The following is a 16,134-nucleotide window of genomic DNA, read 5'->3' as shown; positions in this document are numbered from 1 at the left end:
GTCTAGGGCGTGTTCGTGTTTTGAAGCCTTTTGATCCCCCCTAGCCCCGCTTAAAAAGGGGGGAACCGAGCCGAACCACTCCGGAAGTCCCCCTTAATAAGGGGGATTTAGGGGGATCGACTCAAGGCAATCAACAACCTAGAAAGTTTTAAGACACTGCCTAGCCGAGGGGAGTCAGTGAAGCGCGGAGCCTGGGATGTCTCGCATAATCCTACGAGCCAGAGAGAACGTCAAGTAATCTCAACTAATGTCAATTCTGGATTTGTCAATTCTGGATTTTAGATTGGCGATTTTAGATTACCAGCCCAAGTGTCTGGAAGGCTTGCAGCGATTTTATCCGCAGCGCTTTTGGGAAGAATGGAGGTAGGCGACGACGGGCGTTGGGCAACATTCTCTACCCATGCTGCCTGCTTCCGTAGAACCGGCAGAATCGGCCGCCAATTCGTCATAGGTCTCGTAATCTGATAAGTATGAACTGATAAAAGAACGGATTTTACGCGGTTATCTTGCGGCTGAGTGCCCTACCCAAACGCCTATGTCTCAGAAAAATGAAACGCTTCCTCTGATTTTGTCGCTGCTGGTGACGCTGTTGCTGCTAGCAGGCGGCATTTGGTGGTTTGGCAGAAATCTGGGTTTTGGTGGTGTGGGCATCGGGCAGGGCGGTTCTCCCTCCACAAGCAGTCCGGGGCAGGGCGGCGGGGCAGGGCGCGTAGGCGATCGCCTCAGCACCGGGGCGCAACTGCTGTTTCCCGAAGGAGCCTCCTCTCAGAAGCAGGCGGCCGTGAAAGCCCTGGCCAATCGAGACTATCAGGGGGCGATCGCCAACTTGGAGGCCTCCCTCCAGGCAAACCGCAACGACCCGGAGGCGCTGATCTATCTGAACAATGCCCGCATTGGGGATCAGAATTCCTACACCATTGCCGTGGCCGTCCCGACCGCCGCCTCTGCAAATTCGGCTTTGGAAATCTTGCGGGGCGTGGCCCAGGCTCAGGATGAAGTGAATCGTGCAGGCGGCATCGACGGTGTGCCCCTTAAGGTGATGATTGTCAACGACGACAATAGCCCCGACGTGACCCCGCAGGTGGCGGAGGCGCTGGTCAAAGATCGCTCGGTGCTGGGTGTGATTGGGCACTTTGGCAGCGATGCCACGCTGGCGGCTGCCCCGGTTTATGAAGCCGGCCGACTGGTTATGATCTCGCCCACCAGCACGTCGGTTCAGCTTTCGGGCGCAGGGCAGTACATCTTTCGCACCGTGCCGAGCGATCGCTTTACTGCTGCGGCCCTGTCTCGGCATATGCTAGAGCGGCTGCGGGTTCAGCGAGCTGCGGTTTTCTACAATTCCCAAAGCGCCTACAGCACCTCCCTCAAAAATGAATTTACGACGGCTGTCTTTAGCGATGGGGGGCAGGTTGTGGGCGAGTTTGACCTGTCGGCTGCGGGGTTCGATTCGGTGGCTTCGTTTGACCAAGCTGCCCAGCAGGGGGCAGAGGTGCTGGTGCTGGCGGCTAACACAGCCACGCTCGACCCGGCGCTGCAAGTCGTGGCAATTAATCGACGGCGGCTGCCGATTTTAGGGGGCGATAGCCTTTACAATCCCCGCGTGTTGCAGGTCGGCGGCGAGTCGGCGGTGGGCATGGTGGTCGCCGTGCCGTGGATCTTGCTGGCAGACCCCAATGCGCCCTTTGTGCGCTCCTCGCGGCAATATTGGGGGGGCGACGTGAACTGGCGCACCGCCATGGCCTACGACGCGGCGATCGCCCTTATAAAAGCCATTTCTATTGGCAAAACCAATCGCGCTGCTATTGCGGAATCTCTGCGCTCCAATGAGGACACGATTGAAGGTGCGACGGGTGTGGTGCGGTTCCTACCATCGGGCGATCGCAATCAGGCCATGCAGCTCGTGGAAATCGTCCCCAGTCAGTCCCAGTTTGGGTATAGCTTTTATCCCGTGTCTCAGCCGTGAAGGGGGATGGACCGCCATTTGCGCCATTCACATTTGCGCCACTCATTATTGCGCTACTGCTCCACATTGCGCTACTGCTCCACGACCGTCGTATCCGGAGCCTTGCTGGGAGAAATCAGGTCAATGCGGATCAGCGCTTCCATCACGTCGCGGGCGATGGGCGCGGCAACAGTGGAGCCGTAGGCATTGTCGCCCTGAGGTTCATCGATGACCACCAGCACCGCATAGCGGGGAGCCTCAACCGGAAACAGGCTGACGAAGCTGGTGATTCGGGCAACGTTGTCGTAGCCGCCCGTGGCGCTGGCTTTTTGAGCCGTCCCCGTTTTGCCAGCAATGCGATAGCCAGGAATTTGGGCGGGCGTGCCTGTGCCTTCTTCGACAGCCTTTTCCATCATGCCCAGCACGGCCTGCGCCGTTTCACGCGAGAAAACCTGCTTGGGCGGCGGGTATTGGGGCTGCCAGTGGGGTTTGCCGCTGCTGTCAAAGAGTCCTTCGACGACGTGGGGCGTGACCAGGAAACCGCCGTTGGCGATCGCCCCTTGCAGCCGCAGCAGTTGCACCGGGGTCAGGCTAAAGCCTTGCCCAAAAGCAGTCACCGCCACCTCCACCGGATCGCCCAGGAACTGATCCCGTTTTTTCACCTGGCCGGCTGTTTCAAACGGCAGATCGATCCCCGTGGGCTGGGCCAGTTCGATCTTTGCCAGCCAGTCGTAATAAATCTCTGGCTTCAGCGTTTGCATGATTCTCACCATGCCGACGTTGCTAGAGTGGGCGACGATTTCCCCGACGGTTTGGGAACCCCGCGCCGCGCCGTCGCTGTTCTGAATCGGCCAGGGACCGATGTAGATCCGCCCTTCGTCATAGAAGCTGTCGTTGGGGCGGACGGTGCCTGCTTCTAGGGCGATCGCCACGTTGATTGGCTTGAAGGTTGAACCCGGCTCGTAGGGATCGGTCAGCAGCCAGTTGCGGAGCTGATCCATCTGGTAGGTGTAGTACTGGTTGGGGTCAAAGGATGGCTCCGTCGCCATCACCCGCAGCGCCCCCGTTTGCACCTCCATCACCAGCACCGCGCCCCGCTTTGCGCCAAATTCGGTCATTTTTTGCTTGAGGGCTGTGCGGGCTGCCTGCTGAAGCCGCCGATCCACCGTCAGTTGCAGCCGCAGGTCGTCTTGCTTTAGCACGTAGCTGGGAATTTCGCCTGGTTTTACGAGATCCTTTCCGCCGCGCAAAAAGCGAGCCACCTGGTTCGACCGCTCTAGGGCTGCCCGCTGGGTATACTCCACGCCTGCCTGCGCTTCTCGATCCAGGTTGACGTAGCCCACCACCTCCGCTAGCAGGTCTTGCTGCGGGTAGAAGCGCTGCTGTCGGGGAAGCAGTTCCAGCCCGTCCAGCCGCAGGGCCCGAATCCGGTCGGCGGCATCTTCCGAGAGCCCAAAGTTAACCTCGATGCCGCTGTCCTGCTCGTCGAACAGATTAGCCAAATCTACTGAGGACTGGTTGAGGATGGGGGCGATCGCCTCGGCCACCTCATCCTTGGACTTTTTGAACAGCTTGGGATGGGCGTAGAGCATGTAAACCAGCCGATCCACCGCCAGCGACGTACCCTGATGATCGACAATTGGGCGGCGCGGCAAAATCGGCTGCAACCTCACCGTCTGCTGAGCTTGGGCGCGGCTGGACAAGACATCTGCCTGAAGCACCTGCAAGCGAAACAGATTTGCCGTCAGCCCGATTGCGCCAAGGGTCAACACGCCCCACACCAGCAGCATCCGTGCCGCTGAGGGATGGCTGGCGGGATCGACCCGACGCGGACGCACAGACTTCGACGCTGGGCGGGCTGTTGATCGAGGGGCTGTCTGCCGTTTCCCCGGCTGGGGGCGCGATCCCGACGATTTCACACGGGGTTGGGGGAATCGAGCAGAACGGCCCGGACTTGCTGGATCAGGCGTTCTCTGACGGGGCGATCGCCCCTGGGACGCACCCCCCAGAGATGCGCCTGCCAGAGATGGGCCCGCCAGCGATGCACGCCGCAACGGCCGCTGAGGTGATACGACTGAACGGGCCGTCCGCTGGGCAGCAGACCGAGTTGCCCCTTGTGCGGGAGATTTGCGAAGCGATCCCTGCGGGAATCGCCCCTCGCCCAGATCATGGAGAACCTGCCAGGCTGCGTTCAGCGATCGCCCCCACTGTCGCAGCAGGCGGCGGACAGAGACGGCAGGAGAACGACGGGGCGGACTGGTAGCTGGTCGTCCCGTCGTCTTTGCAGGTTTACTTGCAGGACTAGAAGAACGCTTGCCAGCCGCACGCTGGGATCGTCGAAGACCAGAGGGTGGGGGAACCGATTGGGTCATGACAATGCCAAAAAATACTGAGCCAAAAATACTGAGAATAAAAATGCCCCGTTGGGACAGGCGAGCCAGATTTTGGAAGCCTGAGCCTGTCCAGCGATCCCGCGCTAGCCCAAGTCGCTTTAGCTAATAGGCAGCTAATAGGCCATTGGCACTTCTGCGGGCAGGGGCGCAGCAGGCTCCGAGGCTGGGCTTTGGACTGGACTTTGGACTGCGCTTTGGGCAGGCGCGGGCGACGGTGCAGGCAGGAAAATCGCGCTTTCGGGCGTGGGCAAGATCAGCCCAGAGTCGGGGCGCTCGGCCTGATTTGCAAGATGCTGCCGCAGGGTTTCGCTGGCTGCCGTTAGCTGGCGTTCTTGTCGCTCTAGCGCTTGCATCCGGTCAAATTCGCCGCGCCAGAGATGCTGGATGTAGACCGTCCAGCCGTACATTGCGAAACTCAGCGTCACCAGCCCTGTGGTAATCACCGTCGAGGCCCGCTGCGTCCGCAACAGTTGATTGAGCCAGCGCGGTTTTCGAGCCACCGGAATGGACTGAACCACTGGGCGATCGCCCTGCTGCTGAGCCGATCGAGCCAGCCGCCGCGCAGTTCGTTGAAGCCTCGGCGGCGGATTGAGGGAAGCAGGCTGGAGTGTTGCCCCAGATCGGGGTGACGCAATCAACTCCACTGGCGGCGATTTTCGGACAGGACGCGGAGGCAGCGGAGCCAGTTCTCCCCGCTGGGGAAATGGGGCAAGCTTGCCACCGCTATGGGCCGATGCTGCATCAAACCGCCTGGGACTTGGACGACGGGCCGTTTGAGTAGGCACAGGGGGGCGACGGCTTCTGGCAGGAGGACGGGGTGCAGCGGTCATAATTCAAGTACAGGCGCTCCAAGCGCGGCGTTGTTCCAATCATAGTGGAAGAATTCGGGAGCGGAACAAGCCCCACTCAAGAAAATCTCCCTGCCTCTCTCTAAAAATTCCGTTCCGAAAATCACGATTCTGACTCTATGACTCCAAGCTTTGCCTTTGAGCTGTTACTTTGAGCATTACTTTGAGCATTACTTTGAGTTGTTACAAAGTTCGACGCGACATTCGTCAATCTTGCTAAGAGTTGCTATACCTAAGATATGGTGTGTGGAATTTGCTCAGTAGCACACTCGCAGACGGTCTTCATTTTCTCCGTTACCTCTGAATCTGTTGCCTTCGATTTGATCTGTTGCCTTTGATCCTCAGGTCTTAGAAGCTTTAGGTTCAGAGGCTAGTCGTCCTTACCGCCTGTCACCCTGCTGCTTCCTTTCAGTTGCTTAAAGTCTGACAAAGGTTTTTGCCGAAAATCTAACAGACTAATAGAAAGGATTCACGCGCTTGAAATTAGTGCTTAAGGTTTGAAAGATTGCTCACGGATTGCTCACAGGCTGTGCCTGCCAGAAATCATTCAATCATGTTAGGTCTAACAAACCCTAAAGCCTGAGTAAACCTGAGCTTTTGCTCCAAGTGGGTTGAACCTGTATGGGTTTGAACCCGGCATTCTTGTACTTTTTATTCACCCAGTTTGTTTAACCCAACTGGACAAATCGTTGATGCTTGGACTGGATTTGGATCAGGTTCAAGCAGCGATTTGATTGCAGCCTCATGCTGACACTTGTGCTAACAAGTGCTTGCGGCGCTGGGTTAAAACAGGCAATCGGCCGGACTTCTCTATTGAATTGTGATTCAGCAGTTTGTTCCTTTTTAGAAAATTGCCTTTTTGAATTGCCTTTTTGAAAACACCGTTTTTGAGTTGCTTGCCCACCATGAACCAACCGCCTGTCCAGCTTGACCCGATCGACAGCCCCTTTCCCGTCCCCTGGAACTGGGTGCTGACGACCCAAACCGAAGCGCCAGCCGCCAGTCTACACACCTATCGCACGTCGGCGCTGCTGTCGCCAGATGGTCAGTACATCGCCTATAGCCGATTGCAAATGCAGGTTGGCACGGATATCAGCCGCAGCCGGGTCAGCAGCGCCCTGTTTGTGGAAAATTTGCAGACCCGCGAGCTGCGAACCGTATCGCCGACTTCGCCCCTGTCGAATAATCCTTTTGCTGAGCAGGGTGAGTCGGATCTGGCGGGCAGTATTGCGATCGCCATTCCAATTGCCTGGTCAGAAACGGGCGATCGCCTCCTGTGTCGAGAGTTTGAGTCGCGCTTTGCTGCCAGCCATGCGTCGGACTATGCCGTGGTGTGGGAGCAGTTTTCGGGCAATGTTTACACGCTTGCGCCCAGCTTTGTGAACTATACCAATGCGGTGCTGCTGGGCTGGAGTCAGCAATATCCTGATCGGGCGCTGTTTCGCTGCTGCAACCTGGGCGATCCCGAAGTTCACTACTGCACGGTCGATCTGCGGGGACAAACGCACGTCGCCACAGAAGATCAGCCTTTGACCTTTGGGCTGATCAAGACGCATCTTTGGGCGGGGCCGCAGATTAGCTCACGGGCCAGCTAGGGTTCAACCGCGTTGAACTGCAACAGCGTTTGATTTAAGAAGCCTCGCGATCGCCCCGTGGGACGGTATCCATCACCGGGACACTGAGCGTAGGCGGAGACAGCGCAGGCAAGATGGGCGAGGCGGCAGTGATCCATTGGTAAGCGTGGTTGAGGTGATAGAGCGTGCCGCAGAGCAACAGGCGATCGCCCGCCTGAATTTCAATGGAGCCGTCGGGAAAGCGGATGAACTGTCCCTCTCGGCGCACCGCCTGCACCTGCACGGCGTAGGTCTGCGTCAAATCCAGATCGCCCAGGGTTTGTCCCGCCAGCGGACTGGCATCAGGTACGGCAACCCACTGGCAGGAGAGGTCTTTGGCGGGCACGGGCACTTCTCCAGTAGCCAGATCCTTGAAGGTGGCAATTTCTGATGCATCGCCCACCAGCAGCAGGCGATCGCCCGATTGCAGAACGGTTTGCGCGTCGGGATAGTCGATGCGATCGCCCTCTCGCCGCTGAATCGCCATCAGGCTCACGCCTGCAATCCGCCGCAGGTCTGCCTCTTCCAGCGTCATGCCCGTCAGCGGCGACTGGTCAGGCAGGGCATACCACTTGCTGTTCATGTCCTGTGTGGCGGCCTGGAGATCGCGAGATACGTCTTTGGAATCCTGCTGAGGACGCAGTTCTCGATAGTGGCTATTGCGAATTTCGGTTACTTCCTGAAGCACCTCGGTCACGGATCGCCCGGTGCCAATGAGCAGGTGCGCCGAAAGCTCCAGGCTGGCCTCAAACTCTGGCTGCACGACTTCTCTCGCCCCAAGCTGATACAGCAGTTCAATGTCTTTGTCCTGCGCGGCGCGAACCACCACGTCTAAATCGGGCGCTAGTTCGAGCGATCGCTTCAGGCAAAGGCGCGTACTCATGGCATCCGGCAGGGCGATCGCCATCCCCCGCGCCTGCTCTACGCCCGCCGCCGTCATCACATGCACACTGGCCGCATTGCCATAAACATAGGGAATCTGCTCCTCTCGCAGTTTCTGAATCTGCTGCTCCGACTGGTCAATCACCACCACGGGGTAGTTGTTCTCCCGCAGCAGGCGGACGATGGTGCGACCCACCCGCCCATAGCCACAGACCACGACGTGATCTTTTTGCGGCAGCGCCTCGGAAATCTCCTGGGGGCCTTCGCCCCCCTCCAGCCAGTTGCGAAGCGCCGGAACCGACTCTGCCCAGGCAAACACTTTGGGAACCAGCCGCAGCACAAACGGCGTAAACACCAGCGTGACCGCAGTTGTGCCCAAAATCAGGAGATACACCCGGCGCGACACCAGACCCAGCACCTGCCCTTTGCTTGCCAGCACGAAGGAAAATTCGCCAATCTGCGCCAGCCCCAGGCCGGTGATCAGCGCTGTCTTCAGCGGATAGCGAAAGGCGCGAACCAGGGGCGCAATAATTAAAAACTTGCCAACAAAGACCAGCGCCACCAGCCCCAAAATTAGCTCCAGATTCTCCCAAATGAAGCGGGGATCAATCAACATGCCCACGGCTGCAAAAAACAGCGTGGCGAAAATATCTCGAATCGGCTCTACGTAGGTGAGGGTCTGGTCGGCGTATTCCACCTCAGAGATCATCAGACCCGCGATGAACGCGCCCATCTCAATCGACAGCCCCAGATACTCCGTCAGCAGGGCAATGCCCAGACACAGCGCCACTACGCCCAGCAGAAATAGTTCGCGGCTTTCGGTACGGGCTAGCAGGCGCAGCAGCGGTGGAATTAGCCAGATCCCAGCGGCGATCGCCCCGCCCGCAATCATCGCGGTCTTCAGCAGTGCCACGCCCACCGCCGCGCCAATTTCGCCCGATGGAGCCTCCAGCGCAGGCAGCACTGCCAGCATCAGCCCCAAGGCTAAATCCTGCACCACCAAAATACCCAGCATGACGCGCCCATGCAGGGTTTCGGTTTCGTTGCGCTCCATCAGGCACTTCAGCACGACCGCCGTGGAAGACAGAGACAGAATCGAGCCGAGGAAAATGCCCTGCGTCGGCGACGTGACCCAGCCAATGCCAACTGACACCAGCGCCGTAATGCCAATCGTAGACAGAATTTGCAGCGCCCCACCGCCGAGGCTAATGGCCTGCACCTTCCGCAGTTCGTTTAGCGAAAACTCCACCCCCAGCGCAAACAGCAAAAACGCCGCGCCAAACTGGGCCAGCGTTTCCACCTGGATCAGTTCCTTCACCAGTCCTAGCCCCGCGGGCCCGACGATTGCCCCACCCAGCAGGTATCCGAGCAGTACGGGCTGTCGCAGCAGCGCCGCCAGCAGACCGCCCCCGGCCGCCGCCGCCAGCACCACGACTAAATCTACAATGAGACGAAAATCTTCTTGCACGGGCTGAAGGGTTCCTCGTGTGTTCGAGTGTTTCTGAGTCCTTACCCAATACTCAGAAAAATAAAAAAACTTAACCTTCTTTCACTTTAAGGCAATCTCCGATTTCGCGGAACGGCGATCGCCCCATGCCCACAGATTCCTAATGCAGATTTCTAACATCTTTCTAAGATCGCTTTAGACGGAGCCTTTTGGCATGGCTTCTAAGACTCTGGGATCAGCCAGACGCAATCTTTTTAGACTCGGCCTTAGACTTGGACGGGCGATCGATGGTAACCTTCTGGGCAACCACTGTCGAGTTTTAGCGCCTTGCCATGACTCCTCTCTTCAAAGTCCGGTCGCTTTCGGTAACCGCAGCCTTTCGCAAGCTCCGTCAGGGCCGTCAGATGCTTCTGGGGGCTGGGCTAGGGGCGATCGCCCTGCTCATCCTTCTAATCGCGCCTGCCCAGGCAACCGATTTGCAAATCGCGCCGACCAATCCCCGTCTGGGAGATACCATCGCCGTCGTGCTGCGGCCCACGGTTCCTGGTGAGGTCGCACCCACTGTGACGATGGACGGCACGGCCTATCCTGTGTTTCCGCTAAGTGGAAATCGCTATCGGGCGCTGCTGCCCACCACGCCGCTCGACCGGCCGGGGCGCAAGGTGATCCAGGTGTCGGGTATGGGGGAGCCGCGAAACGTGGCGATCACGCTGCGCGATCGCTCGTTTCCTGTGCAGCGGATTCGGGTGCGAGGCGGCGGCTCTGGCGGCACCGAGTACGAGTTTTCTCGTGTGGATGCGCTAAAGCAAATCGTATCGCCGGAGAAATACTGGCGTGGCGCATTTGCGCGTCCCGCCAGTGGACGGGTGAGTTCAGAATATGGCGTGCGGCGCTACTATAACGGCGTGTTTGCTGAGAACTACTATCATCGCGGCGTGGACTATGCAGGTGGACAGGGTTCACCCGTGGTGGCTCCGGCGGCGGGACGGGTGGTGCTGGTGGGGCGCGTAGAGGATGGCTTTGTGCTGCACGGCAACTCGGTTGGGATTGACCACGGCCAGGGCGTTAGCAGCATCTTCATCCACCTCAGCCGCATCGACGTGCGGGAGGGCGACTTTGTGCAGCCGGGCCAGCGAATTGGGGCGATCGGCGCGACGGGTTCTGCGACCGGGCCAAACTTGCACTGGGGGCTGTTTGTCAATGGCAAGTCCGTCGATCCGGTGCCCTGGCGCAATCAGGGGTTTGAATAGTCCCGCCGTGCAGCCTGATTTTCTGCAAAATTGACCAGAAAGTTGGCGAGATTGGCCTCGTTTTCTCCGGATAGGCTGCCCTGAACTCTGAAGCTATAGGTAGATGCACCCTGATTGAACCCTCCGGCTTCGGCCGGGGGTTTCTTTCTTTTTATGGGACTTTTGCAGGATTTTTGCAGGATTTTTGTGGACGTTCCGGTGGCAATTTGCGGTGTTCAAGTAGCAGATTTCAAGGCAGATTTCAGAACATGAAAATTTCAGAACATGAAAAAAGGCTGACCCAATGAGCCAGCCCCTACCATGTTTGATGACGTTGTCTTTTTAGCTTGGAGAAAACCCAAACTGCGCGTTCCCAATTCGTGCAGAAGGGCGTGAGAAGACAGCCGGAAACATTCCGAGCAGTCTGCCCTGAAATAAGCTATCCCGAACAGGCTATCTCAAAACAGGCACGGAATATTTCGCTTTCCTCCCTACAGGAGATTGTAACAAGAGACACAGCAATTTTGTTATAAAACTTTACGCCAATCCCTGCCTTTAGACATAACCCTACTTAATCAATGGACGAGTGAATCGGTGAGAAGCTGGCTTGTAAGGGCGATCGCCCTCCCCCAAAGCGCTTCTCCAGGCTTAAACCCTGTGAGCAAAGTTTGGAGCCTTGTCCCAAACCGGGGCTGATTCAGGCACTTTTTCTGAGGCGACCCGTCCAGGGTTTGTATAGAACTGGGCCTAACAGGTGACTGAATCGATGGAATCAGTCTGGCACTGGGTTGCTGGGTAATGGGCGATCGCCCCTGTTCCAGTCCCACTTCCTTCTATTACCAATAGGACTTACGCAGTTGGAGGATTTCTTGCGGGCGCAGCCCGCAAGAAATCCTCCAAAAACCAGAAAACTTATCGCAAGTGTGTAAGTCCTGACCAATTCATTCGCAGGCACATCAGGAAAGGGAGAGCCTCACATGCGTCAACAATTTAACCTCTGGCAACGATTGGCAAGCACAGCAGGTGTCGCGGTGGTGGTCGGCATGGGGGCCATGACGATGCCCAAACCCGCCGCCGCGCAGACCGTGCCCAGCGGCACCCGCTTTAGCTGCCAGTTTGAAAATGGCGAATATCAGGTGATGTATTCGCCCGCCAGCCAGCCAGGGCAACTTTATCCCTGGGCGCGTCCCACAACGCTGGGCGGCGGCTGGACGGCCGATCGCCGCTGTGCTGAGATTGCGCGGCGGCTGGAGTCCTATCGTCCTGATGGGCTGACGGAACTGAAAACCGGGACGCTGAACGGCTATAACGTCGTCTGCGCCACGACCCAGCAGGTTCCCGACTGTCGCCTAGTGTTGACAGTGCCGCCCGGACAAGACCCGATCATCGTGCGCGATCGCGTGTTTGAAAACCTGACCGTGGCCGACAGCGGCCAGCGCACCGAGGGCGTGACGACCTTCCAGGGGCGCGACGGTCGGCTGATCGAGCAAATTGGCGATGCGCTGAATCTCCGCCTGCCCCGCAGCCGCCGTTCCTCCCCTGCATCCGCCAGCGGTATCAACCTGCGGCCGTTCCTCGACCCGGCAGATGGGGGCACGGGCGATCGCCTGCGTTCTGCGGTTCCCGCCCGCTCAAACTCTGGCAGCTATCGGCTGAATCCAGATCTCTTTCGGTAGGAGGAGTTTGGCAGGCAGGAGACAGGGTTGAACCAATGGGGTGGCGAAAGCCTGCATAATAGGCTGAAGCCTGCATAATAGGCTGAAGCCTGCATGACTCGTTGCCAGCAGGCGAACCCGTCACCCCTTTATTTCAGACCTGCCTCATGCCCGCCAAGACCCGTGGTGCGATCGCCGCCGGACACCCCAAAACCGCCGAAGCTGGAGCCGAGATGCTGCGGCTGGGGGGCAATGCGTTTGATGCGGCGGCGGCGGCGATGCTGGCATCCTGCGTTACAGAACCAACCCTTACGTCGCTGGGAGGCGGGGGGTTTTTGCTGGCGCACACGGCGGAGCGGCAAAATATTCTGTTCGATTTTTTTACCCAGACTCCGCGCCAGCGGAGACCCGTCGAGGCGGTCGAGTTTTATCCAGTGCTGGTGGACTTTGGAACGGCGGTGCAGGAGTTTCATATTGGGCTGGGGGCGATCGCCGTTCCGGGCACTGTGGCGGGTCTATTTCAAATGCACCGTCGGCTGGGGCCGCTGCCCATGTCGGCTGTGGCAGAACCCGCGCTGCACTACGCCACGGCGGGCGTGGAAATCGGCGACTTCCAGGCTTACTGCTTTCAAATCCTGCGGCCGATTTTGCTGGCCTGTCCAGAGATGGGGCAACTCTGCACGCGAGAGGGGGAACTGCTGCAACCGGGCGATCGCTTCTACAATCCCGACCTGGCAGAGACGATCCGGCTGCTGGTGCAGGAGGGACCGCAGGCGTTTTATGAAGGCGAGATTGCCCATGCGCTGGTGAAAGATTCCCAAACGCGGGGCGGCTATCTGTCGCTGGAGGATTTGCGCCAGTATCGCGTCATCGAGCGATCGCCCCTGATGACTCGCTATCGGGGCACCACGCTCGTTACCAACCCGCCCCCCAGTTCCGGCGGCTGCCTAATTGCCTTTGCGCTGGCGCTGCTGTCTCAAGTCGAGGTTGCAGGGTACGAATTTGGCTCAGAGGCGCACCTGACGCTTTTGGCAGACGTGATGCGGCTCACCAACTTGGCTCGTGCCGATGGCTACGACTCCCGAATCAACCAGCCCGATGTGGCAGAGCGCTTTCTGGCAGAGGCACACCTGCATCGCTATGCCCAGCAGCTTTTGCAGACGGCAGGGGTGAACAAATGGGGCAGCACGACCCACTTTAGCGTCATCGATGGCGAGGGCAATGCGGCTAGCATTACTGCCTCCAACGGCGAAGGGTCGGGCTATACGATTCCGGGAACGGGCATCATGCTGAACAATATGCTGGGCGAGGCAGATCTGCATCCTGGCGGGTTTCACCAGTGGCCGCCTGATGCGCGAATTTCTTCCATGATGGCTCCGACGATGGTGCTGGCGGCGGGAATGCCAGAACTGGTGCTGGGGTCTGGAGGCTCGAACCGGATTCGCACGGCGATTTTGCAGGTGATTTCCAACGTCATCGACTTTCAGATGCCGATTGAGCAGGCTGTAAACTCACCTCGCATCCACTGGGAAGCAGACGTGATGAACCTAGAGCCAGGGTTTGAGATTCCCAAAGTCCACACTCAATTTCCCTGGAACCGCGAGATCGTGCCGTGGGAACAGCAGAATATGTTTTTTGGTGGGGTTCATGCGGTGCTGGCGAACCCGGATGGCAGGCTGACGGGTGCGGGCGATCGCCGTCGCAGCGGCTTTGTCGCGCTGGTCGAATAGAGATCTTCGGATTCCTCTAGATTCTCAAATTTTTTAGATTTTCAATTAGATTCTCAAACTTCAGCCCCTCAGACCTCAGCTTCTCAACTCAGCTTCTCAAAATCAAAAACGCCCCAGGCAGGACTCGAACCTGCGACCGACTGCTTAGAAGGCAGTTGCTCTATCCGGCTGAGCTACTGGAGCCAGCAAACCTTACGCGATACGTGTAGCTGTCTATCCGGCTGACCTACAACACAACTCATAGGCTTGAGATGAACTTGATTCTATCAGTTACACCCGCTTGCTTGAAGTGTGATTGCTTAAAGCGTCAGCCGTTGCGGACAGGATTCTGAAGTGCGGATTTCCAGAATTTCCAGAATTTCCAGAATTTCCAGGTTGAAGCACACCCTATGCCAACTCATGCCAACTCATATTTTTAATCAGACGACCAAGCGGCGTTAGGGAACCCAGACAAGATGGGAAAACTAAACCAGCCCAACTTAACACACGAACGAGTCGATATGAACCGATCAGCAAGTTTAGAATAAACCCCCAAAGGGTTTGGACTCGCCCAATATCTGAGTCCTGCGCTCCGGCAAGCTGTTCAGCAGAGACCATTGCTCCCAAGCTTGCCCTAAGGCAGATTTCATGCCTTGCAATCGCTCCTCCAGCGTCCGCGTTTCATCCCATCAAAATTACTATACGCTTACTATACGATCCGACGCTTGCGGGGTCTTGACCTTGCAAACGGTCTGTCCACCGTCTAAGCGCTCTGTCCAGAACCAAGTTCGTCCCAGTGCCCAGCGCTAAACGAATCCGGTATCAGGTGTACACTTAGACCAATCCAGTGTGTATCGCCCATCGAACGGCGGTTTTCCAACACCCCCGCCCTGACAGGAGTCAACCGACCAAATCATGTTTATCTTAAAGCGGCAGGATGTTGAAATTACGAGCGTTCAACACCCCAAAAAAGATCAACAGATTCCTGTTCTGCATTACCAGGGACAGTCCTTTCGGCTGATCAGCGTGTTTAACGCGGCTCAGGAGGAAGACGCAAAAGCCTTTTGGCGCGATTTGACGGATAATCGGGGCAAAGCCTGCGTGTTGTTGGAGGAGCCAGAGCGCTATAGCGTGTGGGGCAAGGTGCGGCTGGATCAGCTTGCTGCGGACAGTGGCGACCAGGTGGCAACGGATAGCACGTCTCCAGCCCTGATTCAGGCGGCGCTGCTGCTGCTCCAGGCGGTCTACATTGATATTGAAGATCTGCTGGGGGGACGGCAGGCTGGCATGTTTCAGAAAGAAATTTCCAGCGTATTTCAGCAGTGGCGGTTTCCTCAAGCCGAGTCGCCGGATGCGATTAACCAGCTTCTGACGGTTGACCCGCTGGCATCGCTCCAGGTGCCCCCCTGGCAAGAGCATCATCTGAACACGCTGCTGCTGGAGTTGCTGCGCTTGGGCAAGGAGCATTTTGGGAATACTAGCTTCACGGGGCGGGTGCTGGATGCGCTTCAGGATATGTCTGAGGGCGATCGCACACAGTTCCTAAACTGGCTCAAGCAGTCTCCCTCTGGAAAAGACTGGCAATAGCTGGCAGGTATTCGCAAGCATTCTGCTCGATCCTTATCTTGCGATTATTCCGCGATTATTCATTGAGGGCGATCGCTCAATCAGTCAGACTCGTCGCCTTGCATTGTGGTCTAGTGCAGCTTTTTACCCTGCGGCTTCTTAATAAAGTTGCCATTGAGCGTCAAAACTGTGAAAAATTCTGTTTTAATTTGGCTATTCTCAACCCGCATCTTCCTGTGCCCTCCAGTTAAGGAGTGATTCTGTGGCTAAGAAAACCCCTGGCTCTTCCTCGGCCATCCCAGTGCAGACCATTGTCATCATCGCTATCCTGTGGGCGGTGTTTTCCCTGCTGTTCTTCCTGCTGTTTAGCGTGCCGCTGCCGGGGCAGGGTCGTCCAGAGTGGTATGGCATTACGACCTATTTTTTGGAAAATATTGCCTTTTTGGGAGCGTCCATTCTCTGTTTTCGCAACTGGCGCAGTCCGCTGATTGTGAGCGGGCGCACGGTTTGGCTGCTGATTGGGCTGGGAATGCTGTCTTTCTTTATTGGCAATTTGATTCTTGGACAGTGGGAAATTGGCTGGGGCAAGGAACCGGATGCGTCTCCCGCCGACCTGTTTTTCCTGCTGATGTATTTGCTGGTGGGCGCGGGTATGTTTTTGGCGGTGTCTTCGCGCAAGCTGAACCTGGCAATCTGGCAGTGGCTAGCGGTGATAGGCGTAGGGGTTTTGGGGGTTGTGATTGCCTGGTTTATCTACAACGGGGCAAGTGCGGCTGCCTCGGCGGCGGTCTGGATTGATCCTCCGGCGATCGCCCAAACTGCGCCCGACGCGGCTCCGGCGGCTCCGGCG

The 16,134-nt window shown here is 57.6% G+C and carries 11 protein-coding genes, 1 tRNA gene and 1 pseudogene; 9 read left to right on the top strand and 4 right to left on the bottom strand.

The features are described 5' to 3' along the window. The first annotated feature begins 535 nt into the window (after nucleotides 1-535). Nucleotides 536-1,963 carry an ABC transporter substrate-binding protein gene (locus IGS51_RS19405; protein ID WP_297080438.1) on the top strand — a complete coding sequence of 476 codons (1,428 nt, stop codon included), beginning with the start codon at nucleotides 536-538 and terminating at the stop codon, nucleotides 1,961-1,963. Nucleotides 1,964-2,034: 71 nt separating this feature from the next. Here IGS51_RS19405 and IGS51_RS19400 read toward each other — a convergent pair whose 3' ends face one another. Continuing rightward, nucleotides 2,035-3,780 carry a penicillin-binding protein 2 gene (locus IGS51_RS19400; protein WP_297080437.1) on the bottom strand — a complete coding sequence of 582 codons (1,746 nt, stop codon included), beginning with the start codon at nucleotides 3,778-3,780 and terminating at the stop codon, nucleotides 2,035-2,037. Here IGS51_RS19400 and IGS51_RS19395 point away from each other — a divergent pair. Continuing rightward, nucleotides 3,735-4,205: a hypothetical protein gene (locus IGS51_RS19395; protein ID WP_297080436.1), complete on the top strand. Its 471-nt coding sequence runs from the start codon at nucleotides 3,735-3,737 to the stop codon at nucleotides 4,203-4,205. The genes IGS51_RS19400 and IGS51_RS19395 overlap by 46 nt on opposite strands. 243 nt (nucleotides 4,206-4,448) lie before the next feature. Here the strand turns inward: IGS51_RS19395 and IGS51_RS19390 are convergent, their stop codons facing one another. After that, a complete protein-coding gene (locus tag IGS51_RS19390; protein ID WP_297080435.1) occupies nucleotides 4,449-4,973 on the bottom strand; it encodes a hypothetical protein in 525 nt (174 codons plus the stop codon). Here IGS51_RS19390 and IGS51_RS19385 point away from each other — a divergent pair. Both IGS51_RS19385 and IGS51_RS19380 read left to right on the top strand, forming a co-directional pair. Continuing rightward, nucleotides 4,961-5,116 (top strand): hypothetical protein, encoded by a 156-nt coding sequence (locus IGS51_RS19385; protein ID WP_297080434.1) that lies wholly within the window; start codon nucleotides 4,961-4,963, stop codon nucleotides 5,114-5,116. The genes IGS51_RS19390 and IGS51_RS19385 overlap by 13 nt on opposite strands. Nucleotides 5,117-6,088: 972 nt before the next feature. Next, complete coding sequence (locus IGS51_RS19380) at nucleotides 6,089-6,778, top strand: hypothetical protein (protein ID WP_297080433.1); 690 nt, start codon at nucleotides 6,089-6,091, stop codon at nucleotides 6,776-6,778. 34 nt (nucleotides 6,779-6,812) lie between these two features. Here IGS51_RS19380 and IGS51_RS19375 read toward each other — a convergent pair whose 3' ends face one another. Beyond that, a complete protein-coding gene (locus IGS51_RS19375; RefSeq protein WP_297080432.1) occupies nucleotides 6,813-9,146 on the bottom strand; it encodes a cation:proton antiporter in 2,334 nt (777 codons plus the stop codon). A 311-nt stretch (nucleotides 9,147-9,457) separates the two neighbouring features. Between IGS51_RS19375 and IGS51_RS19370 the strand changes: the two genes are divergently transcribed. The 3 genes from IGS51_RS19370 (at nucleotide 9,458) to ggt (ending at nucleotide 13,739) form a co-directional block, all read left to right on the top strand. Beyond that, nucleotides 9,458-10,375, top strand: coding sequence for a M23 family metallopeptidase (locus tag IGS51_RS19370; protein WP_172354363.1), 918 nt, complete (start codon nucleotides 9,458-9,460; stop codon nucleotides 10,373-10,375). Between the two features lie 956 nt (nucleotides 10,376-11,331). Continuing rightward, the gene (locus IGS51_RS19365) at nucleotides 11,332-12,030 is read left to right on the top strand and encodes a COP23 domain-containing protein (protein WP_297080431.1); all 699 of its coding nucleotides are present in this window, start codon (nucleotides 11,332-11,334) and stop codon (nucleotides 12,028-12,030) included. A gap of 146 nt (nucleotides 12,031-12,176) precedes the next feature. Then, nucleotides 12,177-13,739 (top strand): gamma-glutamyltransferase, encoded by a 1,563-nt coding sequence (ggt, locus tag IGS51_RS19360; protein WP_297080430.1) that lies wholly within the window; start codon nucleotides 12,177-12,179, stop codon nucleotides 13,737-13,739. 109 nt (nucleotides 13,740-13,848) lie between these two features. Here ggt and IGS51_RS19355 read toward each other — a convergent pair. Beyond that, nucleotides 13,849-13,922 (bottom strand) — tRNA-Arg (locus IGS51_RS19355). A gap of 711 nt (nucleotides 13,923-14,633) precedes the next feature. Here IGS51_RS19355 and IGS51_RS19350 point away from each other — a divergent pair. After that, nucleotides 14,634-15,305 (top strand): Npun_F0813 family protein, encoded by a 672-nt coding sequence (locus tag IGS51_RS19350; protein ID WP_297080429.1) that lies wholly within the window; start codon nucleotides 14,634-14,636, stop codon nucleotides 15,303-15,305. 241 nt (nucleotides 15,306-15,546) lie between these two features. Beyond that, nucleotides 15,547-16,134 (top strand): annotated as a pseudogene (locus IGS51_RS19345) (hypothetical protein); the annotation flags it as partial.

The organism is Thermoleptolyngbya sp. M55_K2018_002, from assembly GCF_015295965.1.
GTDB lineage: Bacteria > Cyanobacteriota > Cyanobacteriia > Elainellales > Elainellaceae > Thermoleptolyngbya > Thermoleptolyngbya sichuanensis.
This window is presented reverse-complemented; position numbering and strand designations above follow the sequence as displayed.

Bases quoted from the DNA above. Each gene is read 5' to 3' on its own strand.
- IGS51_RS19405 (WP_297080438.1), top strand. From the start codon at position 536: ATGTCTCAGAAAAATGAAACGCTTCCTCTGATTTTGTCGCTGCTGGTG.
- IGS51_RS19380 (WP_297080433.1), top strand. From the start codon at position 6,089: ATGAACCAACCGCCTGTCCAGCTTGACCCGATCGACAGCCCCTTTCCC.
- IGS51_RS19370 (WP_172354363.1), top strand. From the start codon at position 9,458: ATGACTCCTCTCTTCAAAGTCCGGTCGCTTTCGGTAACCGCAGCCTTT.
- IGS51_RS19365 (WP_297080431.1), top strand. From the start codon at position 11,332: ATGCGTCAACAATTTAACCTCTGGCAACGATTGGCAAGCACAGCAGGT.
- ggt (WP_297080430.1), top strand. From the start codon at position 12,177: ATGCCCGCCAAGACCCGTGGTGCGATCGCCGCCGGACACCCCAAAACC.
- IGS51_RS19350 (WP_297080429.1), top strand. From the start codon at position 14,634: ATGTTTATCTTAAAGCGGCAGGATGTTGAAATTACGAGCGTTCAACAC.